The organism is Billgrantia lactosivorans, assembly GCF_003254665.1.
GTDB classification, from domain to species: domain Bacteria; phylum Pseudomonadota; class Gammaproteobacteria; order Pseudomonadales; family Halomonadaceae; genus Halomonas; species Halomonas lactosivorans.
The window spans coordinates 457,118-477,813 of record NZ_QHGY01000002.1 but is presented as its reverse complement, the minus strand read 5'-3'; the positions used below and the strand labels follow the sequence as shown (position 1 = coordinate 477,813).

Here is a 20,696-nt window from a genome sequence, read left to right as displayed (position 1 = left end):
GCATGAGTCAGTTTGCCATCAACCTTCTCTTCGTGGGCGGCTCCTTCGCCCTCTATATCGGCATCGCCATCTGGGCGCGAGCCGGTTCGACCAAGGACTTCTACGTCGCCGGCGGCGGCGTGCATCCGGTCACCAACGGCATGGCCACGGCGGCCGACTGGATGTCCGCGGCCTCCTTCATCTCCATGGCGGGTCTGCTGGCCTCCGGCGGCTATGCCAACTCGACCTTCCTGATGGGCTGGACCGGCGGCTACGTGATCCTGGCCATGCTGCTTGCGCCCTACCTGCGCAAGTTCGGCAAGTTCACCGTACCCGACTTCATCGGTGATCGCTTCTACAGCAAGACGGCCCGCATCGTTGCCGTCATCTGTCTGATCGTGGCGTCGGTAACCTACGTCATCGGCCAGATGACCGGTGCCGGCGTGGCCTTCTCGCGCTTCCTCGAGGTGCCCAGCAGCTTGGGTATCTGGATCGCCGCGGCCATCGTCTTCCTGTATGCGGTATTCGGCGGCATGAAGGGCATCACCTATACCCAGGTAGCCCAGTACATCGTGCTGATCATCGCCTATACCATCCCGGCGGTCTTCATCGCCCTGCAGCTGACCGGCAACCCGATCCCCATGTTCGGCATGTTCAGCACGCATAGCGAATCGGGCGTGCCGCTGCTGGCCAAGCTCAACGATGTGATCAATGCGCTGGGCTTCCAGGACTACACCGCCGATGTCGACAACAAGCTCAACATGGTGCTGTTCACCCTGTCACTGATGATCGGCACCGCCGGCCTGCCCCACGTCATCATCCGCTTCTTCACCGTGCCGAAGGTGGCCGACGCCCGCTGGTCCGCCGGCTGGGCGCTGGTGTTCATCGCCCTGCTCTACCTGACCGCTCCCGCCGTGGGCTCCATGGCACGTCTCAATCTCGCCACGACCGTCTTCCCCGAAATGGCCGGTCAGGTGGAAGACTACGATGCGGCAGCCGAGGAAGCACTGGTCTATGAAGAGCGTCCGGACTGGATCCGTACCTGGGAAGAGACCGGGCTGCTCACCTTCGAGGACCTGAACGACGACGGGCGCATCCAGATGTACAACGATGCCAACCCCGAGTTCGAGTCAGAAGCCGAGGAGCGTGGCTGGGAAGGCAACGAGCTGACCGTCAACAACGACATCCTGGTGCTGGCGAACCCGGAAATCGCCAACCTCCCGGGCTGGGTCGTGGGTTTGATCGCGGCTGGCGGTATCGCGGCGGCACTCTCTACTGCAGCGGGCCTGCTGCTGGCGATCTCCTCGGCCATCAGTCATGACCTGATCAAGAATACGATCAATCCCAACATCACCGAGAAGGGGGAAATGCTGGCGGCGCGTATCTCCATGGCCGGCGCCATCCTGCTGGCGACCTATCTGGGCCTCAATCCGCCCGGGTTCGCCGCCCAGACCGTGGCACTCGCCTTCGGTATCGCCGCCGCCTCGCTGTTCCCGGCGCTGATGATGGGCATCTTCTCCACTCGCATCAACAGCAAGGGTGCCATTGCCGGCATGCTGGCAGGCCTGATCGCCACCCTGCTGTACATCTTCACCTACCTGGGCTGGTTCTTCGTTCCCGGCACCAACATGCTGCCGAATACCCCGGAGCACTGGATCATTGGCATCTCGCCGCTCTCCTTCGGCGCCGTGGGTGCGATGATCAACTTCGCCGTGGCCTATGCGGTCTCCACCGCCACCGAGGAGCCGCCGCAGGAAATCCAGGACCTGGTACATAGCGTGCGCTACCCGAAAGGCGCTGGTGCTGCGGTCGATCACTAAGCCATAATGGCCTCCCGGTCCGCTGTGGGCCGGGAAGACAACCTGATCGGGCTTCCCTGCGGGAAGCCCGATTGCTTTGAGAAGGTAGCGTTATGATTTGGCACTTGATTGCGGCGGTCTTCGCCGGCCTGGGTGCTGCCGGCATCGGCCTGTTGTTGCGCCTGGCAAGCGGCAAGCGGCTCCCGAAATGGATCATTCCGGCGTGTGCCGGCCTGGGCATGCTGGGCTACCAGATCCACTACGAGTACTCCTGGTACGACCACAAGCGCAGCCAGCTGCCCGCCACGACCCGGGTGGTGGACACCCAGCAGGACAGCATGGTCTGGCGCCCCTGGACCTATCTCTACCCGATGACGGTGGGCTTCAGCGTCGTCGACCAGAGCAGCATGGTGCCCCGCCAGGCCGATGACAACGAGCTGGTCGAGTTCATCCTCTACCGCTTCGACAAGGAGTACGTGGACCAGATGCATCACGAGCCGTACCTGATGAACTGCTCCTCGGCCGAACTGGTGCCTCTCACCAGCGGCAGCCGCCAGCCGCGCATCGATGCCCTGCGGGAGCTGGACCGGGAGTCCAGCCTCTACCAGGCGGTCTGCTCGCCCGAGTGAGACTCTGCGCCCCGCACGCGACGCCACCCCCAGACCCGAGTGCCCTCGGGCCGATATCCCTTTAGAATGGACGGCACTTGCCGGGGGGAGGAATCATGTTTGCCGGTTGGCTGCTGATCGCCGTTTCGCTGCTCTACATCGCCATCCTGTTCGGCATCGCCTGGCTGGGAGATCGCAATGCGCGCCGACGCGGCGCCAGCCGGCAGCGTCCGGTCATCTATATCCTGGCGCTGGCCATCTACTGCACCTCCTGGAGCTTCTACGGCGCGGTCGGTCAGGCCGCCACCGCCGGCTGGTCGTTCGCCAGCATCTACGTCGGGCCGATCCTGACCTTCCTGCTGTTCTGGCCGGTGCTGGCCAAGATGATCCGCGTGGCCAAGCGGCAGAACGTCACATCGATCGCCGATTTCATCGCCTCGCGCTACGGCAAGACCCAGTCCCTGGCGGCCTTCGCCAGCCTGGTCGCGCTGATCGGCACGCTGCCCTACATCGCCCTGCAGTTGAAGGCCGTGTCGACCTCGTTCGCCGTGCTGACGGATGCCGCGGACATTACCCATACCCCGCTGTTCGCCGATACGGCCTTCTTCGTGGCCATCGTGATGGCGGCCTTCGCCATCCTGTTCGGGACCCGCCACACCGACGCCACCGAGCACCACGAGGGCCTGATCCACGCCGTCGCCTTCGAGTCGATGGTCAAGCTGCTGGCTTTTCTGCTGCTCGGTGCCTACGTCACCTGGGGCATGTTCGATGGCCTCGGCGAGCTGATGACACTGGCCAATACCCAGATGGAGCTTCAGCGCCAGCTCGCCGCCCAGGACTTCGGTCGCGGTTTCTGGGCCCAGACGCTGCTGGCGATGCTGGCGATCTTCTGCCTGCCGCGCCAGTTCCACGTCGCCGTGGTCGAGAACACCCACCCCAACGACGCCGCCAAGGCGCGCTGGCTGTTCCCGCTCTACCTGGTGGCCTTCGCCTTCTTCATCCTGCCCATCGCCGCCGCGGGGCTGGCGCTGTTCCCCGACGGCTCGGTGGAGCCCGATACCTTCGTGCTGGCGCTGCCGATGGCCGCCGGCCAGCAGTGGCTGACCCTGCTCACCTATATCGGCGGCTTCTCCGCCGCCACCGGCATGGTCATCGTGGCCACGGTGGCGGTCTCGATCATGATCTCCAACGAGATAGTGATCCCGCTGCTGTTCCGCCTGCGCTGGCTCGATGCGCGGCCGCGCGACTACGGCCGCCTGGTGCTCCAGGCCCGCCGCATCACCATCGGCGTGATCCTGGCGCTGGCCTACGGTTTCTACCGCTTGATCGGCGAGTTCACCTCGCTGGCCTCGATCGGCATGCTCTCCTTCGCCGCCGCGGCCCAGTTCGCCCCCGCCCTGCTCGGCGGGCTCTACTGGAAGCGCGGCAACCGCCTCGGGGTGGTGGTGGGCATGAACGCCGGTTTCGCCATCTGGGCCTACAGCCTGCTGATGCCGGGGATGATCCAGGCCGGCGTGCTGCCGAGCGACTGGCTTGACGGCGGCCCCTTCGGCCACCCCTGGCTGACGCCGACGGCGCTGTTCGGGCTCAACTTCGGCGACTCCTTCACCCACGGCGTGATGCTCTCGCTGGGTGTCAACCTGTTCTGCTACATCTTCGTTTCGCAGATCACTTCACAGCGGGTGGTCGAGCGCATCCAGGCCTCGCTGTTCGTCGACAGCGTCGAGACCCGCCAGACCTCGGTCAACCGCCCCTGGACCGGCGCCACCACCGTCGGCGATCTCAAGGTCCTGTGCGAGCGTTTCCTCGCCGCCGGCCAGGTGACCCGCGCCTTCGACGACTACGCCCGGCGCACCGGCAAGCCGCTGGAGGACGGCAACCGCGCCTCCATCGACGTGATCCAGTTCACCGAGCGCTTCCTGGCCTCGGTGCTCGGCGCCTCCTCGGCGCGCATCGTGGTCAACTCGGCGCTGCAGGGACGCGGCATCGGCATCTCAGACGTGATCTCGATCGTCGACGAGGCCTCCCAGGTGCTCGAGTTCAACCGCGCCCTGCTGCAGGCCACCATCGAGAACATCAACCAGGGCATCAGCGTGGTCGACCAGAACCTGCGCCTGGTGGTGTGGAACCAGCGCTACCTGGAGCTGTTCCGCTTCCCCGATCACCTGATCCGGGTCGGCGCGCCGATCGACAAGATCTTCCGCTACAACGCCCACAACGGTGAATACGGCCCCGGCGATCCGGAAGAGCACGTCCAGCTGCTGATCGACAACATCCGCGAGGGCCAGCCCCACCGCTACGTGCGCTACCGCCAGGATGGCAGCGTGCTGGAGGTCCAGGGCAATCCCATGCCCGGCGGCGGCTTCGTCTACACCTATCAGGACATCACCCAGCAGAAGCGTATCGAGGAAGCGCTGATCCGCTCCGAGAACAATATCCGCATCTACACCGACAACGTGCCGGCGCTGATCGCCTACTTCGACAAGGAGTGCCGCTACCTCTTCACCAACCGCGCCTATGAACAGGCCTTCGGTATCGACCGCAACGAGGTGATCGGCAAGCACGTCGAGGCGGTGATCAGCGAGGCGATGGCCCGCGAGCGCGAGCCTTGGATCCGCCGCGCCCTGGCCGGCGAACGGGTCAGCTTCGAGGTCTCGATGCGCATCGCCGACGACCTGCGCTACATGCTGGTGACCTATACCCCGCACTTCGGCGACAGCGGGGCCATTCTCGGCTTCTTTGCGCTCTACCAGGACATCACCGAGCGGCGCCTGGCGGAGATCGCCCTGAAGGAGACCAACGAGACCCTGGAGGAGCGCGTGCGCGAGCGCACCCAGGCGCTGTCCGAGGCCAACACCGCCCTGCGCCAGGAGAACCGCGTGCGCGCCGAGGCCGAACAGGCCCTGCGCCAGGCCAAGCAGGTAGCGGAGGATGCCAATGCCTCCAAGACCCGCTTCCTAGCCGCCGCCAGCCACGACCTGCTGCAGCCGCTCAACGCCGCGCGCCTGTTCACCTCGGCGTTGTCCGAGGAGATGGAGGCCGAGGACATGAGGCGTACCATCGGCCATATCGACAACTCGTTGCAGGCCGCCGAGGAGCTGCTCGGCACCCTGCTCGACATCTCCAAGCTCGATGCCGGCGCCCTGACGCCGCGGCGCAGCCACTTCGCCCTGGCCGATATCTTCCAGCCCCTGCGCGCCGAGTTCGAGGTGATGGCCGAGGATCGCGGCCTCGACCTGGTGGTGGTCCCGACCCGCCAGTGGGTCGACAGCGACCCGCAGATGCTGCGCCGGATCATCCAGAACTTTCTTTCCAATGCCCTGCGCTACACCCAGGAGGGGCGCGTGCTGCTGGGCTGCCGGCGCCGCGGTACGCGCCTGACCATCGAGGTATGGGACTCGGGGCCGGGCATTCCCGAATCCAAGCAGGCCGAGATCTTCCAGGAGTTCCGCCGCCTTGATCAGGCCACCCGTCACAAGGAGAGCGAGAAGGGCCTGGGGCTCGGGCTCTCCATCGCCGACCGCATGAGCCGCGTGCTCGACCACCCGATCAAGGTCCTCTCCCGCGAGGGAGTCGGCACGATGTTCTCGGTCAACGTGCCGGTGGTAGCCGCACGCAGCGAGGCCGAACGCGCCGAGCAGGCCGCCTCGCCGCGCCGCGTGGGCAACAAGCTGGTGGGCACCCGCATCCTGTGCATCGACAACGAGACGCTGATCCTCGAGGGCATGCGGGCGATGCTCTCGGGCTGGGGCTGCGAGGTGTATACCGCCACCACCATCGGCGGCGCCAAGTCGGTGCTACGCAATCTCGACGGCGAGCCGGATGCCATCCTGGCCGACTATCACCTCGATAACGAGGTGACCGGCCTGATGGCGCTGGAGGCACTCAGCGAGCGGCTGCAAAGCGCCGTGCCGGGCATCGTGATCACCGCCGACCGCACCGAGGAGGTGGCCGAGGAGATCCGCCGCAGCGGCTACCACCTGCTGCAGAAGCCGGTGCGCCCCGCCGCCCTGCGCGCCCTGCTGACCCGCACGCTGCAGGCCAGCCGGGCGCCCAGTGCCTAACGCAACGGGCAACGGGCAAAACACGAGGGGCCCACGACATGGTCGTGGGCCCCTCGCTCGTCGCTCGTCGCTAGGATTCGACCTTGGGCGGCTCCACCTCGAGCTTCTGGGCGGCGATGACCGCCTGGGTCCGCGAATGCACGCCGAGCTTGCGCAGGATGGCGGTGACGTGGGCCTTGATGGTGGCTTCGGAAACGTTCAGCTCGTAGGCGATCTGCTTGTTGAGCAGCCCTTCGGTGAGCATGTTGAGCACCCGGAACTGCTGCGGCGTCAGCGAGGCGATGGCCTCGGCGAAGCGGGTCTCCTCCTCGTTGGCATCGCCCATCGCATCGGCCAGCTCCTGGGGCAGCCACACCTCGCCGTCGAGGATCTCGCCGACCGCCTCGGCGATCAGCTGCAGCGAAGAGGACTTGGGGATGAAGCCTGAAGCGCCGTAATCGATGGCACGTCGCACCACGTGAGGCTCGTCGCTGCCGGACACCACCGCCACCGGGATGTCCGGGGTCTGGCCGCGCAGCTGGATGAGGCCGGAGAAGCCATGGGCGCCCGGCATGTGCAGGTCGAGCAGGATCAGGTCGGCATCCGGATGACGCGTGACGACCTCGCAGGTGGCTTCCATGGTGTCGGCTTCGACGATCTCGGCCTGGGGCGCCAGCTGGCGCAGCGCCTGCGTCAGCGCTGCACGGAACAGCGGATGGTCATCGGCGACGATGAATTTCTGGGCAAAGGCCATGGATTCTCCTCCGGTTCCTCGAGCTCGGGGCCTGGGCCGCCACGTCGGGCTCATCGATTGTTCCCCGCATGTTACCCCATGCCAGGGCGCTTCCCAAGCATGCGGCCAACGTTGTCGACAACGATCCGACGAGGATGTGACGCTGCGCAAGGCGCAAGCGAACCGGGACAACTTTCTTTTCACACGGAAACAGCAACCTCCTTGATGGCCGTTTAAGGCGGCTTCTATCTTCAAGGACGATGGCAGACGCCAGCAGTGCCGGATTCCCGGTAAATGGAAGTACATGCATGGGCGACCATGCGGAAAGGATTCAAGGAGATTGACATGGCACAGCGCAACCAGAACCCCGGTAACTTTGCCAACGACCCGCAGAAGGCCTCCGCGGCCGGCCAGAAGGGCGGGCAGCGCAGCAGCGGCAACTTCGCCAACGACCCGCAGAAGGCCTCCGAGGCCGGCCAGAAGGGCGGGCAGCGCAGCAGCGGCAATTTTGCCAACGACCCGCAGAAGGCCTCCCAGGCCGGCCAGAAGGGTGGTCAGCACAGCGGCGGCAACTTCGCCAACGACCGCCAGAAAGCCTCCGAGGCCGGACGCAAGGGTGGCAAGAGCCAGGGGCACTAAGCGCCCTTCCCCATAGAGGGCTGCCGGTCATGCCGGCAGCCCTCTCCTTACCACACGTTTCCACTCGATCATGCGCGGCAGGCGTGGCCGGACAGGCAGGCGATGCCGTGCGATGACGATGGTTCTCGTCACGAGAAGCGGGAGGCGTCATGTTCCATCACTCATCCAACCTGCAGTACCCGGTCAAGGTCGACAAGCCCAACCCGGAATTCGCCATGCTGCTGCAGCAGGCGATCGGCGGCGTCGAGGGCGAGATCCGCGTGGCCATGCAGTACTTCTTCCAGGCCATGGGCGCCCGCGGCGACGAGCGCATCCGCGACCTGCTGATCTCTACCGCCACCGAGGAACTGGGCCATATCGAGATGCTGGCCCATGCGGTCGCGCTCAACCTGGAAGGCGCCCCGGTCTCCTACCAGGAGGCGTCGGCCAAGGATCCGGTCGTCGGGGCCATCCTCGGCGGCACCAACCCCCGACACCTGCTCTCCTCGGGCCTTGCCGCCCTGCCGGTGAATGCCAATGGCGTGCCGTTCGACATGAGCCACATCTATGCCACCGGCAACGTGGGGGCCGACATGCTGGCCAACGTCACGGCGGAGGCAAGCGGCCGCGTGCTGGCATCGCGTCTCTACAACTGGACCGACGATCACGGCATGAAGGATTTCCTCTCCTTCCTCATCGCCCGCGACACCATGCACCAGCAGCAGTGGCTGGCGGTCATCGAGGAGATGGGCGGCATGGAGGCCCAGCTGCCGGTACCCAACGCTACCCCACAGGATCACGAGGCCACGCAGCACTCCTACTACTATCTCAACACCCTGCTCGACAAGGAGGCGCCGAAGGGCCGTTGGGGTGAAGGTCCCTCGTTCGACGGCCGCAGCCAGTTCTCGGTCAGGAACCAGCCGGCACCGGAGGGACAGGAACCCAGGCTGGGGCCGGCCAAGCCCCACTCGGGCGCGCAGCAAGAGCAGATCAACCCGTCGAAGTGAACGGATTCCCCTTCGATCGCAACCGCAAGGAGTCAGCATATGGGCACTCAACCGCAAACCCCGAAGCACCTGGAAGATTGGCTACGCGATGCCCACGCCATGGAAAAGCAGGCGGAGAAGATGCTGGAAGCCCAGGCCAGCCGGCTCGAGCACTATCCGCAGCTCAAGGCACGCATCGAGGAGCACCTGAGCGAGACCCGCGGCCAGGCCGAGCGGATCGAACAGTGCCTCTCGCTGCTGGGCGCCGACCTCTCGGCCATGAAGGACCTCGGCGGCAAGCTGGCGGCGTTCGGCCAGGCCATGGGCGGCATGATGGCCGGTGACGAGGTGGTCAAGGGCAGCATGGCCAGCTACGCCTTCGAGCACTTCGAGATCGCCAGCTACAAGGCCCTGATCCAGGCGGCGGAGAAGATGGGCAAACCCGAGATCGCTCGCATCTGCGAGGAGATCCTCCGGGAGGAGGAGGCCATGGCCGAGTGGCTCGGGCAGCACCTCGACGCCACCACGCGCCACTACCTGGAGCGCTCGGAGGATGGCGAGCTGCGCGCCAAGACCTGAGCTGACTCCCGTTTCATCGCGAACGCCTTCCGTAGGCCCCTCGCTTCCCCGGCATCCGCCGGGGTTTTTTTCGCTGCCAGGCGCGCCCGGGGCAGGCCCCTCGTATGCAAAAGCAAACGCCGCCCACTACGGAGCGGCGCCGACTGGGCCTTGGCTACATGTGATCGCGGGGAATCACCTTCTCCCAGTTCTTGGAGAAGACGCGGTAGTCGTCCTCGTAGGCATCGAGCTGGGCGTGGACGTAGAAATTGCTCTCGTCGCAGCTCAGGATGCTGCGCGTGTAGACCTCCACGTTCCAGTCGTCGCGCCTGAAGGAGCGCTCGGTATAGGTCTCGCCGCGCGCCGAGGTGAAGTCGTCGTTGACGGTGCTGTACCACTCGCGGGTGCTGCGGCGAATCTCGGTGCCGATGTCCTCGATGCGGAAGTGCCCCTGGTCGTTGATCACTTCCAGGGTCGACTCCTTGCTCGCCAGGTCGCGATGCAGCAGCCAGTTGTGCTCGCTGGCGGCGAAGGTATGGACCTCGAGGGGTGGCGCCTCCTCGGGCGGCGAGAATTCCGGCAGGCGGTCGTCCTCCGGGCCTGACGTGCGTTCCGGCAGCAGCAGGGCGCAGCTGCCGGGGTACAGGTCGACCTGGGCCGGCTCCGGCGGCAGCCAGGCCAGCGGCCAGTAGGACGTCGAGATCGACAGGCGCAATCGATGCCCGGCCGGGAAATGCTGGGCGATGCCGTTCATCGAAATGCATACGCGGTAGCGCCTGTGCGGCACCAGCGGTTCGGGGTCGGCATCGCTGTCGCGATGCGACAGGTTGAGCAGGCCGTAGGTGACCCGGGTCGACTTGCCGTCCGGCGCCACGTCGGAGAGGCGCACGGCGAGCATCGCCTGCGGCTTGTCGCTGGCGAGCTCGAGCTCCACTTCCGGCGTGCCGAAGATATCGAGCGGCTCGGTCAACGGCGGGCTGCTGAAGATCAGCGAGCCACCGTCCTCCTCGCGCTGGTCGCCCGGCAGGTCCGGCGTGGCGGCGTAGGAGCACCACTTGCCGGCCGCGAGGCCAACGCTGAGCGGCGACTGCAGCGACAGCGAAGCCTCGTGCTCGTCGCGCTGATGCGCCCCGCCGGGCCCCTCGCCCATGGCAATGGTATAGGGGGCCAGGCCGTAGCGCCGTCTCCTGATATTGTCCGAGGGCCAGCTCGCTTCGCCGATCCAGCGGCCGGGGCGTTCGGCATAGGAGGTATCCGGCGGTATGCTGTCCTGCTCCCAGGCGCGCAGCATGGGCTCCTCCATGATGCCGGTGTCGCGCCCCTTGAGCCAGTGGTCCCACCAGCGCAGCGCTTCCTGAAGGAAGCCGATGGCTGGCCCGGGAATGCCCTGGTGCGGGTACTTGTGCCCCCAGGGCCCGATCAGCCCCTTGCGCGGTACCTCAAGGTGCTGCATCAGGCGCAGCACCGTGTTGGTGAAGCCATCGGCCCAGCCGCCGATGGCATACACGGGGCACTGGATCGCCGCGTAGTCCTCGTTGACCGAACTCGCCGACCAGTAGCCGCTGCGCCGCTGGTGCTGGACCCACTGCTCGAGCCATAGCCCGCTGTTCTGCATGCGGTCGAACCACATGTCGCGCCAGCGGTTGCCGACGATCTCGGGATCCGGCGGCAGGGTATTGAAGGCGAGCATCACGGTAGCCTCGGAGAGATTGTCGCCGAGCAGGCAGCCACCCATGTAGTGCATGTTGTCGGCATAGAGGTCGTCGCTCGAGCAGATGCTGATGATCGCCTTCAGCGCCGGCGGCTGCTTGGCAGCGACCTGCAGGCTGTTGAAGCCCCCCCAGGAGATCCCCATCATGCCGACATTGCCGTCGCACCAGGGCTGCTCGGCAAGCCAGGCAATGGCGTCGACGCCATCCTCCTGCTCCTGCTGGGTGTACTCGTCGGTGAGCACGCCGTCCGAATCGCCGCTGCCGCGCATGTCGACCCGGACACAGACGTAACCGTGGCCGGCCAGGTAGGCATGGTTGGTGGCATCCCGCCCGCGGGTGATGTCGCGCTTGCGGTACGGAATGTATTCCAGGATCGCCGGCAGCGGCGTGCGCTCGGCCTCCTCCGGCAGCCAGATCCTGGCGGCCAGCTGGGCCCCGTCGCGCATCGGAATGAAGACGTTCTCGATCTCGCGGACCTGGTACGGAAACGATTCTACGACACTCACGATTCCTCCTTTCGGGCTCATGCGATGGGTGCTATCTCGAAGTGAAGCCCTTCCAGGCACGCCTTGTAGCGCTGGTCGACTTCTTCGTGACTCTCCCCCGCCACATAGAGGGTTCCCAGGCGATAGCTGAAGCTGTCCTGGTGCATGAGATCGCTTAGCCGATCGCCCGGCTGCACGTCGAGGCGCACCATGGTGCCGGGAAAGCGCTCGGCAAGTGCCGCGATCTCCTCCTCGCTCGGTACCCGTCGCACGATGCCATCCTCGTGCTTGTAGGGGATGAAGCACTTGGCGGCGACGGCGTGATCGCCCTGCCGGTTGGCCAGGGAGGGACGCTCGCCGAGGGCGATGTCGACGGCGACCTCATGGTTCGACATGCCGTCGACCATGATGAAGATCTCGCTGTGGGACTGGGATATCCGCGTGTTGACCTCGATCAGCCACAGCTGTTCCCTTGCTTCATCCCACAGGAACTCGGCGTTGAAGCAGCCGTTGTCATAGCCGATATGCTCGAGAAATTTCTTGGAAACGTCGATCATCTGCCGATGGATCGGTTCCGGCAGATGGCTGGGGTACTCGATACGATCATAGGGTGCGTCACTCATTTCCGTGCTGGGCTGGGAAATGATGCCATGGACGTTGAATTCCCCCCTGTAGACGGTTCCTTCCGGCGCGCCCTGCACGCCTGCCACGAGTTTCTCGACGATGCACGAGTTGCCGTCCATGCGCTGGATCTCCGACGGCAACTCGGCGTGGTTCAGCGCCTCGTTGAACGGATCGCCCAGCTTGCGAATGCCCTGGCGAATCTCCTCGATCGCCGCGTGGAACTGCTCGTCGTTCTCGATCTTGAAGCCCAGGTGCGACGAGAAGGCCTTGACCGGCTTGATCCAGAAGGGGTAGTCGAGCGTGACCTGGGAGAGCGGGTCGTCGGAGAAGGGATCCACCGCGCAGAAATCGGGCACCACCTCGGGCACGACCTTCTGCTGCTCGAGGCGGCTCCAGTACTTGTGCTCGCACTTGAGCACGCTCTCCACCGTGGGCGAGGGGATGCCGTACTCGCGACACAGGATGGGCACCAGCACGCTGGTGGGAAAGTCCCACTGCGCCACGATGGCATCGATGGAGCCGTCGAAGGCCTCGAGCTTGCGGCGCGCCTCGTCGAGCAGGGCATTGAAGGAGAAGTGAGGGGACTCGACGGCCCTTCTGACCGACAGCAGGTTGTGGACACTGATCTTATCGGCGTGGCGCAGTGTTTCCAGCTCCTGGCGCTGATGGTCTTCCAGCGCCACGACAAAGATGTTTCGCTTCATCCGTCTATCTCCATGACAGTTTCGTTGGAGAGCCAGGTCGGTTGGCCCCCCTATCCTTTCCTACACTCCTCAAGATAAGTAGGCCCCGCCCAAGGTTCCATGGGGAAGACGATTCTTTACCGTTCCGAACCCCGGGAAACAGAACGGTACTCGAAGATCAATGACATGGGTGCCAGGCGGCCTGACAACGGCGACATGCGTTGCCATGCGCGATGAATTTGGTGCCCGCGCCAAGCGCGGCTAGTCTGAAAGGCGAGGCCTTTTGGAGCCGACGGCCAAGGATGGAGCCGATGGAACGACTCGAGGAGTACCGCCGCAAGCGCGACTTCACGCGAACCCGGGAGCCCGCCGGCGACGCCAGCGGCCCGGCCACGTCGGGCCACCTCTACGTGATGCACAAGCATGCGGCGAGCCATGACCACTTCGACCTGCGCCTGGAGCAGGATGGCGTGCTCAAAAGCTGGGCCCTGCCCAAGGGGCCGAGCCTGGAACCCGGCGAGAAGCGCCTGGCGGTCGAGGTGGAGGACCACCCGCTGGAGTACGGCGAGTTCGAGGGCGTCATCCCGGCGAAGGCCTACGGCGGCGGCACCGTCATGCTGTGGGATCGCGGTTCCTGGCGGATCCGCGGCAAGGCCAAGGCCGATCGCCTCGACATCGAGCTCGACGGCGAGCGGCTCAAGGGCCACTGGACCCTGACCCGCATGAGCGGCAAGCGCCAGGACAAGCACGGGCGCAACTGGCTGATGATCAAGCGCCACGACGATAGCCGGCGCATGGACCCCTCGCTCTCCGTCGAGGATGACGCGAGCATCGTCAGCGGACGCAGCATGCGCGAGATCGCCGAGGCGCGCGATGCCACCTGGTCGAGCGGCGGCGACGACCGCGGCGCCCCCTCCCCGCCCGACCCCGGCGCCCTGGCGGGTGCGCGCAAGGCCAGGCTGCCGCAGGAGGTGAAACCCCAGCTCGCCACCCTGGCCCGCGAGGTACCGAGCCGGGGCGACTGGATCCACGAGATCAAGCTGGACGGCTACCGCCTGCTGGCCCGCATCGAGCAGGGCGAGGTGCGCCTGATCACGCGCAACGGCAAGGACTGGACCCATCGCTTCCCCGAGATCGCCCGCGCCCTGGCGCCGCTGCCGGTGGCTTCGGTGCTGCTCGACGGCGAGGTGGTGGCCATGGGCCAGGACGGCATCAGCCGCTTCGGCGAGCTGCAGGAAGCCCTCTCCCGCGGCCGCACCGCCGCCCTCGTCTACCAGCTCTTCGACCTGCCCTATCTCGAGGGCCACGACCTGTCCAACGTGGCACTGCGCGAGCGCAAGCGCACCCTCCGGGCACTGCTCGACGTCGCGGACGTGCCGGCGGCGACCATCCGCTATTCCGACCATATCGAGTCCCAGGGAGCGGCGTTCCATGCACGCGCCTGCCAGATGGGCCTCGAAGGCATCATCTGCAAGCGTGCCGACAGCCGCTACCAGCAGAAGCGCAGCCGCGACTGGCTCAAGGTCAAGTGCGTCAGCCACGAGGAGTTCGTGGTCGGCGGCTACACCGATCCCGGCGGCTCGCGCAGCGGCTTCGGCTCGCTGCTGATGGGGGCCTACGGCAAGCAGGGGCTGGTATACGCCGGCCGCGTCGGCACCGGCTTCACCAGCCGCCAGCTCGAGCAGCTTGGCGCCACTCTGGAGAGCATCGAGGTGCAGCGCTCGCCCTTCCACGGCAGCGTGCCGGACGGCCGCTCGGTGCACTGGGTGCGCCCCGACCTGGTCATCGAGGTGGAGTTCACCGAGCGCACCCGAGACGGACGCCTGCGCCATCCCGCCTTTCGCGGCCTGCGCGAGGACCGCAATCCCGAGGAGATCCGCATGACCCCGACCAAGGAGCTGGCAGCCGAAGGCACGCCGGAAGCGCACGACAGCCCGAGCAAGCCGGCGACCCGCAAGCGCAAGGACGAGACCTCGCTGCGCGGCGTCCGCCTGACCCATCCCGACCGCGTGCTGTTCCCCGAACAGGGCCTGACCAAGCTCGACCTGGCGCGTTTCTACGAGCAGATCCATGAGTGGGTCCTGCCCCACCTGGCACGCCGCCCGCTGTCGCTGGTGCGCTGCCCCCAGGGGCGCGACGACGAGTGCTTCTTCCAGAAGCACCCGCGCCGCGCCATTCCCCCCAGCGTGCCGCGCATCAACGTGCCGGAAAAGAAAGGCAGCGCCGAGTATGTCTACGTCGAGAGCGCCGCCGACCTGGTGGGCCTGGTGCAGGCCGGTGCGCTCGAGATCCACCCTTGGGGCAGTCGCATCGATCACCTCGAGCAGCCCGACTGCCTGGTGTTCGACCTCGACCCCGACGAGGGCATCGCCTGGAAGGAGATCCTGCGCGTTGCCGGCACCCTGCGCGAACGCCTCGAGGCGCTGGGCCTCACGCCGTTTTTGCGCACCACCGGCGGCAAGGGGCTGCACCTGGTCGTGCCGCTCGAGCCCAGCGTCGAGTGGGAGCAGGCCAAGGCCTTCGCCAAGGGAGTGGCCGAAGCGCATGCCAAGGACGATCCGAAGCGCCTGACGACCAACATGTCCAAGGCCAAGCGCGAGGGGCGTATCTTCATCGACTACCTGCGCAACGGCCGCGGCGCCACCGCAGTGGCCTCCTACACCGTGCGCGCCCGCGAGGGCGCCCCGGTGGCCGTGCCGCTCCGCTGGGACGAACTCAATCCCGCGCTGCGCTCCGATCGCTACAACGTGGGCAACCTGCGGCGGCGGCTCTCGGCGCTGGGGGAGGATCCCTGGGAGGATTTTGCCGAGGCGGCGCGACCGCTGGAGGCCGAGCTGCTCAAGCGCGTCGGTGTGACGTGAACGGCAGCAAAGCGGAGGGAACGTCATGAGCGAAGCCCCGTGGTGGCTCGAGTCCGGCCCCGAGACCTGCCAGTTCTGCCTGCGCACCTTCCACTACGAGGCAGGCTACCACTGCATCTACTGCGATCGGCCGATCTGCCCCGTATGCGTGGCGGAGCGCTTCGAGAGCCGTGAGACGGTCTGTCCCGAATGTCGAGAGGAGGAGGACTGATGGGCGCACGGGCGATGTGGAAGGGCGTGATCCGCTTCGGCGAGGTGGAGGTCCCGGTCAAGCTCTACTCGGCGGTGCAGGATCGCAGCGTACACTTCCGCCTGCTCCACGAGAAGGACCGCTCCCCGGTCAAGCAGGCCATGGTCAACCCCGACACCGACGAGATCGTGCCCCACGCCGAGACCCGCCGCGCCTATCGCACCGACGAGGGCAGCCTGGTGGTGTTCGACAAGCAGGAGCTCGAGGCGCTGGAGCCGGACTCGGGACGCGACATCGAAGTGATCCGCTTTCTGCCGCCACAGGTGATCGATCATCGCTGGTACGACCGCCCCTACTACCTGGGCCCGGATGGCAGCGAGTCGCTCTACTTCACCCTGGCCGAGGCCCTGGCAAACAGCGGCAAGGAGGGCCTGGCGCGCTGGGTCATGCGCAACAAGAGCTATGTCGGCGCACTGCGCCTGCATCGCGGCGTGCCCATGCTGATATCGTTGCGCCACGAGGAGCAGGTGGTACCGGTAGACGCCCTGGAACCACCCAAGGGCAAGGCGCTTGACGCCAGGGAACTCGACATGGCGCGCCAGCTGATCGGCATGCTGGAGGCGAAGTTCGACCCCGAGGAATATCACGACGACTATCGCGAGCGAGTGCTGGAACTGATCGAGGCCAAGCGGCGCGGCAAGCGCGTCAAGGTCACGCCCATTCGTCGCCGCGAGGCTTCCGATGACCTTTCCAAGGCGCTCGAGGCCAGCCTGAAGAAGGAGCGCAAGCGTGCCTAGCCCAGGATCGAAAGCCAAGCCCAAACAAAAGCCGAAGGAAAGGGGCAAGACGAAGGGGAAGGACGAATCGGCCCAGGGCGAGGAGAAGCGGCGCTTCCACGCCAGCGGCCCGCGCCCGCTGTGGTCGGGCACCATCACCTTCGGCCTGGTCAGCCTGCCGGTCAACCTCTACCCGGCCAACCGTCCCAAGCCGGTGTCGCTGCGCATGGTCGATCGCGACGGCACGCCGCTGGCGCGGCGCTACTTGTGCGAGAAGGAGGAGCGTGTGCTCGACTACGACGAGCTGATCCGCGGCTACGAGGTCGAGAAGAATGAGTTCGTGGTGGTGGAGGATCGCGAACTCGAGTCGCTGGCGCCGGAGAAGTCCCAGGAGATAGACCTCAAGCGCTTCGTCGGCCTCGACGAGATCGACCCGATGTACTTCGAGCGCGCCTACTTCATGACCCCCGACAAGGGCGTGACCAAGGCCTACCGCCTGCTGGCCGAGAGCATGGAAGCCACCGGACGAGCCGGTATCGCCACCTTCGTCATGCGCGGCAAGGAGTATTTGGTGGCGATCATCGCCGAGAAGGGCATCCTGCGCGCCGAGACGCTTCGCTTTGCCGAGGAGCTGCGTACTCCCGACGACATCGCCCTGCCCGAGTCTCCCAAGGCCGACAAGAGCAGGGTGAAGGCGATGCAGCAGGCCATCGACGCGCTGGTCGAGGAGGACCTCGAACGCAAGGCGCTGCAGGACCGGCAGAGCCAGCGCCTCATCGCCCGCGCCAAGGAGAAACTGAGCCGAGGCGAGGATGTGATCGCCCTGGGTGAGGAGGACGAGCCCGAGGTCGAGCCGGAACAGGGCGGTGAAGTGATCGATCTGATGCAGGTGCTCAAGCAGAGCCTGGCCGAAGGCCGCCCGCCCGGCCAGGAGGCGCGCAGCGACGCCGGCAAGAGCCAGCCGGATAAGCGCGGCAAGCCGACGGCCAAGCGCAGCGAAACAAAGCAGCGCCCATCAGGCCAGCACGGCACGGACACCAAGGCCGCCGATCAGGCCGCACCACGCGGCAAGCGCCGCAGCGCTGAGCTGGCCGAGCTGGAAGAGCTCTCCCGCGACGAGCTCTACGCACGCGCCCAGCAACTCGACCTGCCCGGCCGCAGCCGCATGAGCAAGGCCGAGCTGGCCAAGGCCATCGCCGGCGCCCGCTGAGACGAAAAAACCGGCCCGAAGGCCGGCGAGATTCGATCTTTCGGCTGGCCGTACCTGCCAACCAATGAGGTGCTGGACAAATCAGCGGTTGGCGCGATTCTCGATCAGGTCATCCACCACGCTCGGATCGGCCAGGGTGCTGGTATCGCCCAGGCCATCGGTCTCGTTGGCGGCGATCTTGCGCAGGATGCGGCGCATGATCTTGCCCGAGCGGGTCTTGGGCAGGCCCGGTGCCCACTGGATGACGTCCGGCGAGGCGATCGGCCCGATGTCCTTGCGCACCCACTGGGTCAGCTCCTTCTTGAGTTCGTCGCTGGGCTCGACGCCATCGGTCAGGGTCACGTAGATGTAGATCCCCTGCCCCTTGATGTCATGCGGGAAGCCCACCACGGCGGCCTCGGCCACGGCCTCGTGGGCGACCAGCGAGGACTCGATCTCGGCGGTGCCCATGCGGTGGCCGGAGACGTTGAGCACGTCGTCGACACGCCCGGTGATCCAGTAGTAGCCGTCCTCGTCGCGGCGGCAGCCGTCGCCGGTGAAGTAGTAGCCCTTGTAGGTCGAGAAGTAGGTCTGCACGAAGCGCTCGTGATCGCCCCAGATCGAACGCGCCTGACCGGGCCAGGAGTCGCTGATCACCAGGTTGCCGTCCACGGCGCCCTCGAGCTCGTTGCCCTCGCTGTCGAGCAGCGCGGGGCGGACGCCGAAGAACGGCAGCGTGGCCGAGCCCGGCTTGAGGTCGATGGCACCCGGCAGCGGCGCGATCATGATGCCGCCGGTCTCGGTCTGCCACCAGGTGTCGACGATCGGGCACTTGGAGTTGCCGATCACGCGGTAGTACCACTCCCACGCCTCGGGGTTGATCGGCTCCCCGACCGAGCCCATCACGCGCAGCGTGTCGCGCTGGCTCGAATCCATCACGCCGTCGCCGTGCGCCATCAGCGCGCGAATCGCGGTCGGCGCGGTGTAGAGGATGTTGACCTTGTGCTTGTCGACGATCTCGCCCATGCGGCCGTGCGTCGGGTAGCTCGGCACGCCCTCGAACATCAGCGTGGTGGCGCCGTTGGCCAGCGGCCCGTAGACGATGTAGCTGTGGCCGGTGACCCAGCCCACGTCGGCGGTGCACCAGTAGACCTCGCCATCCTGGTAGTCGAAGATGTACTGGTGGGTCAGGCTGGCGTAGACCAGGTAGCCCCCGGTGGTGTGCTTGAGCCCCTTGGGCGCCCCGGTGGAGCCGGAGGTGTAGAGGATGAACAGCGGGTCCTCGGCGTTCATCTCCTCGGCCGGGCAGTCGGTCGCCTGCTTGTCGACCAGCTCGTGGTACCAGAGGTCGCGCCCCTGCTGCCACTCGATCTCGCCACCGGTGCGCTTGACCACCAGCACGTTCTCGCAGACGTCGGTGCCCTTGCGGGTCAGGGCGGCATCGACGTTGTCCTTGAGCGGCACCTGCTTGCCGCCGCGCACCGACTCGTCGGCGGTGATCACCAACCGGGAGTCGGCGCCGATGATGCGCTGGGCCAGGGCGTCGGGCGAGAAACCGCCGAACACCACCGAATGCACGGCGCCGATGCGGGCGCAGGCCAGCATGGCCACGGCCGCCTCGGGGATCATCGGCATGTAGAGGGTGACCACGTCGCCCTTGCCGATGCCGAGTTCCTTGAGCGCGTTGGCCAGCTGGCAGGTCCTGGCGTGCAGCTCACGGTAGCTGACCTGCTTGGAATCCTTGGGATCGTCGCCTTCCCAGATGATCGCGGTCTGGTCGCCGCGCGTCTCCAGGTGCCTGTCGAGGCAGCTCACGCTGGCGTTCAGGGTGCCGTCCTCGTACCAGCGGATGTCGACGTTGTGCGGGTCGTAGGAGGTGTGCTTGATCTTCGTCGGCGCCTTGAACCATTCGATGCGCTTGGCCTGCTCGGCCCAGAACCCCTCGGGGTCGTCGACGGACTGCTTGTACAGGGCCTGATATTTCTCGCGATCGATCCAGGCGTTGGCGGCGATGTCGTCGCGTACCGGATAGACTTTCTGATCGGTCATTGGCTAGCCTCTTCCAGGAGATGCACCCTCTCGGTGGATGTTACCGGCTGCCTTGTTGTCGTGTGCGCCGGCATCAGATTCGCCTTCCAGCATATACCCTCGGCGCGGGCCTTCCTCTTAGACATTGGTATCAGGATTTTTTCTTTTCTAATCAGTAATTTGTAGCATCTTTTTCATGCGCTACAAAGGACTGATAGACCAACGTCTGAGCGCACGACAGGCAGCGGTAGCGGCGCCCCCGGCGCGCCAGCGAGTGGCGTCGCGCGGTGAAGAAGTGCGCCTGGCAGCCACAGTGGTAACGGTAGGGCGTGGGGCTCGCCCGGCGCGTGTCGAAGCAGTGCGTCACCCTGGCCTCGATGCCGAACAGGCGCTCCATCACGGTGCGCCACTCGCGCCCGTGGGGCTTTGCCTGGCGCCCATCGCTGAGGTGGCGGACCAGCCAGTGAGCCATCTCGTGCGGCACCACCTCGGTCAGGAAGGCGTGGCGGTTATCGCGATAGAGCACCGGGTTGAAGCGTAGCCCGCCGCGCCCGTAGTGGGCCTGGCCGGCGCACTTGCCTTTCAGGTCGCACCACACCTTGGGCCGGGGCAGCTCGGGGTGATAGGCGCGGCACAGCTGCCAGGCCGCCTCCACCCGCGCCAGCAGGGCTTGGCGAAGCGCTGTATCGTCGAGGCTCGTCAGCCACTCGGGGCAGGGATCAGGGAGCGCGGGTCGTTTCATGGGTGCTAAAATGACGTCCCGCCACGGCGCTGTCCAGCCCAGTGCGGCCACGAACCGCCTTCACGATGCCATGCGAGAGGCC

General features: G+C 66.2%; 15 protein-coding genes. 10 read left to right on the top strand and 5 right to left on the bottom strand.

The window, feature by feature from the left end:
• The first annotated feature begins 2 nt into the window (after positions 1 to 2).
• The 3 genes from DIS04_RS07855 to DIS04_RS07845 all read left to right on the top strand — a co-directional run bounded on the left by DIS04_RS07855 (position 3) and on the right by DIS04_RS07845 (position 6,450).
• The gene (locus DIS04_RS07855) at positions 3 to 1,799 is read left to right on the top strand and encodes a sodium:solute symporter family protein (RefSeq protein ID WP_111413215.1); all 1,797 of its coding nucleotides are present in this window, start codon (positions 3 to 5) and stop codon (positions 1,797 to 1,799) included.
• Between the two features lie 92 nt (positions 1,800 to 1,891).
• Complete coding sequence (locus tag DIS04_RS07850) at positions 1,892 to 2,407, top strand: hypothetical protein (protein ID WP_111413214.1); 516 nt, start codon at positions 1,892 to 1,894, stop codon at positions 2,405 to 2,407.
• A 95-nt stretch (positions 2,408 to 2,502) separates the two neighbouring features.
• Positions 2,503 to 6,450, top strand: a complete 3,948-nt coding sequence (locus DIS04_RS07845) for a hybrid sensor histidine kinase/response regulator (protein ID WP_111413213.1) — start codon at positions 2,503 to 2,505, stop codon at positions 6,448 to 6,450.
• A gap of 70 nt (positions 6,451 to 6,520) precedes the next feature.
• Here the strand turns inward: DIS04_RS07845 and DIS04_RS07840 are convergent, their stop codons facing one another.
• On the bottom strand, positions 6,521 to 7,183 hold the full coding sequence (locus DIS04_RS07840; protein WP_111413212.1) for a response regulator: 663 nt from the start codon (positions 7,181 to 7,183) through the stop codon (positions 6,521 to 6,523).
• A 324-nt stretch (positions 7,184 to 7,507) separates the two neighbouring features.
• On the opposite strand from DIS04_RS07840, the gene DIS04_RS20995 reads away from it, so the two are divergent.
• The 3 genes from DIS04_RS20995 to DIS04_RS07825 all read left to right on the top strand — a co-directional run bounded on the left by DIS04_RS20995 (position 7,508) and on the right by DIS04_RS07825 (position 9,345).
• Positions 7,508 to 7,801 carry a con-10 family general stress protein gene (locus DIS04_RS20995; RefSeq protein WP_111413211.1) on the top strand — a complete coding sequence of 98 codons (294 nt, stop codon included), beginning with the start codon at positions 7,508 to 7,510 and terminating at the stop codon, positions 7,799 to 7,801.
• A gap of 149 nt (positions 7,802 to 7,950) precedes the next feature.
• Positions 7,951 to 8,787, top strand: coding sequence for a manganese catalase family protein (locus tag DIS04_RS07830; protein WP_111413210.1), 837 nt, complete (start codon positions 7,951 to 7,953; stop codon positions 8,785 to 8,787).
• Positions 8,788 to 8,826: 39 nt separating this feature from the next.
• Positions 8,827 to 9,345: a ferritin-like domain-containing protein gene (locus DIS04_RS07825; protein ID WP_111413209.1), complete on the top strand. Its 519-nt coding sequence runs from the start codon at positions 8,827 to 8,829 to the stop codon at positions 9,343 to 9,345.
• Positions 9,346 to 9,499: 154 nt separating this feature from the next.
• Here DIS04_RS07825 and DIS04_RS07820 read toward each other — a convergent pair whose 3' ends face one another.
• Positions 9,500 to 11,542, bottom strand: coding sequence for a CocE/NonD family hydrolase (locus tag DIS04_RS07820; RefSeq protein ID WP_179951237.1), 2,043 nt, complete (start codon positions 11,540 to 11,542; stop codon positions 9,500 to 9,502).
• Between the two features lie 17 nt (positions 11,543 to 11,559).
• A complete protein-coding gene (locus DIS04_RS07815; RefSeq protein WP_111413207.1) occupies positions 11,560 to 12,849 on the bottom strand; it encodes an ATP-grasp domain-containing protein in 1,290 nt (429 codons plus the stop codon).
• Between the two features lie 290 nt (positions 12,850 to 13,139).
• Between DIS04_RS07815 and ligD the strand changes: the two genes are divergently transcribed.
• Genes ligD through ku (DIS04_RS07795) form a run of 4 tightly spaced genes read left to right on the top strand, consistent with a single transcriptional unit; the run spans position 13,140 to position 17,865 of the window.
• Positions 13,140 to 15,689, top strand: a complete 2,550-nt coding sequence (gene ligD, locus DIS04_RS07810) for a DNA ligase D (RefSeq protein WP_111413206.1) — start codon at positions 13,140 to 13,142, stop codon at positions 15,687 to 15,689.
• Positions 15,690 to 15,714: 25 nt separating this feature from the next.
• Entirely contained in the window at positions 15,715 to 15,900 is a 186-nt protein-coding gene (locus tag DIS04_RS07805) for a hypothetical protein (RefSeq protein ID WP_111413205.1), read from the top strand.
• Complete coding sequence (gene ku / locus DIS04_RS07800) at positions 15,900 to 16,676, top strand: non-homologous end joining protein Ku (protein ID WP_111413204.1); 777 nt, start codon at positions 15,900 to 15,902, stop codon at positions 16,674 to 16,676. The genes DIS04_RS07805 and ku (DIS04_RS07800) overlap by 1 nt, the downstream gene beginning before the upstream one ends.
• Positions 16,669 to 17,865 carry a non-homologous end joining protein Ku gene (gene ku / locus DIS04_RS07795; protein ID WP_111413203.1) on the top strand — a complete coding sequence of 399 codons (1,197 nt, stop codon included), beginning with the start codon at positions 16,669 to 16,671 and terminating at the stop codon, positions 17,863 to 17,865. Before ku (DIS04_RS07800) ends, ku (DIS04_RS07795) begins: the two co-directional genes overlap by 8 nt.
• 81 nt (positions 17,866 to 17,946) lie before the next feature.
• Here the strand turns inward: ku (DIS04_RS07795) and acs are convergent, their stop codons facing one another.
• Both acs and DIS04_RS07785 read right to left on the bottom strand, forming a co-directional pair.
• Complete coding sequence (gene acs, locus DIS04_RS07790; RefSeq protein ID WP_111413202.1) at positions 17,947 to 19,893, bottom strand: acetate--CoA ligase; 1,947 nt, start codon at positions 19,891 to 19,893, stop codon at positions 17,947 to 17,949.
• A 151-nt stretch (positions 19,894 to 20,044) separates the two neighbouring features.
• Positions 20,045 to 20,614: a SprT family zinc-dependent metalloprotease gene (locus DIS04_RS07785; protein WP_111413201.1), complete on the bottom strand. Its 570-nt coding sequence runs from the start codon at positions 20,612 to 20,614 to the stop codon at positions 20,045 to 20,047.
• Between the last annotated feature and the right edge of the window lie 82 nt (positions 20,615 to 20,696).

Bases quoted from the DNA above. Each gene is read 5' to 3' on its own strand.
- DIS04_RS07855 (WP_111413215.1), top strand. From the start codon at position 3: ATGAGTCAGTTTGCCATCAACCTTCTCTTCGTGGGCGGCTCCTTCGCC.
- DIS04_RS07850 (WP_111413214.1), top strand. From the start codon at position 1,892: ATGATTTGGCACTTGATTGCGGCGGTCTTCGCCGGCCTGGGTGCTGCC.
- DIS04_RS07845 (WP_111413213.1), top strand. From the start codon at position 2,503: ATGTTTGCCGGTTGGCTGCTGATCGCCGTTTCGCTGCTCTACATCGCC.
- DIS04_RS07840 (WP_111413212.1), bottom strand. From the start codon at position 7,183: ATGGCCTTTGCCCAGAAATTCATCGTCGCCGATGACCATCCGCTGTTC.
- DIS04_RS20995 (WP_111413211.1), top strand. From the start codon at position 7,508: ATGGCACAGCGCAACCAGAACCCCGGTAACTTTGCCAACGACCCGCAG.
- DIS04_RS07830 (WP_111413210.1), top strand. From the start codon at position 7,951: ATGTTCCATCACTCATCCAACCTGCAGTACCCGGTCAAGGTCGACAAG.
- DIS04_RS07825 (WP_111413209.1), top strand. From the start codon at position 8,827: ATGGGCACTCAACCGCAAACCCCGAAGCACCTGGAAGATTGGCTACGC.
- DIS04_RS07815 (WP_111413207.1), bottom strand. From the start codon at position 12,849: ATGAAGCGAAACATCTTTGTCGTGGCGCTGGAAGACCATCAGCGCCAG.
- ligD (WP_111413206.1), top strand. From the start codon at position 13,140: ATGGAACGACTCGAGGAGTACCGCCGCAAGCGCGACTTCACGCGAACC.
- DIS04_RS07805 (WP_111413205.1), top strand. From the start codon at position 15,715: ATGAGCGAAGCCCCGTGGTGGCTCGAGTCCGGCCCCGAGACCTGCCAG.
- ku (WP_111413204.1), top strand. From the start codon at position 15,900: ATGGGCGCACGGGCGATGTGGAAGGGCGTGATCCGCTTCGGCGAGGTG.
- acs (WP_111413202.1), bottom strand. From the start codon at position 19,893: ATGACCGATCAGAAAGTCTATCCGGTACGCGACGACATCGCCGCCAAC.
- DIS04_RS07785 (WP_111413201.1), bottom strand. From the start codon at position 20,614: ATGAAACGACCCGCGCTCCCTGATCCCTGCCCCGAGTGGCTGACGAGC.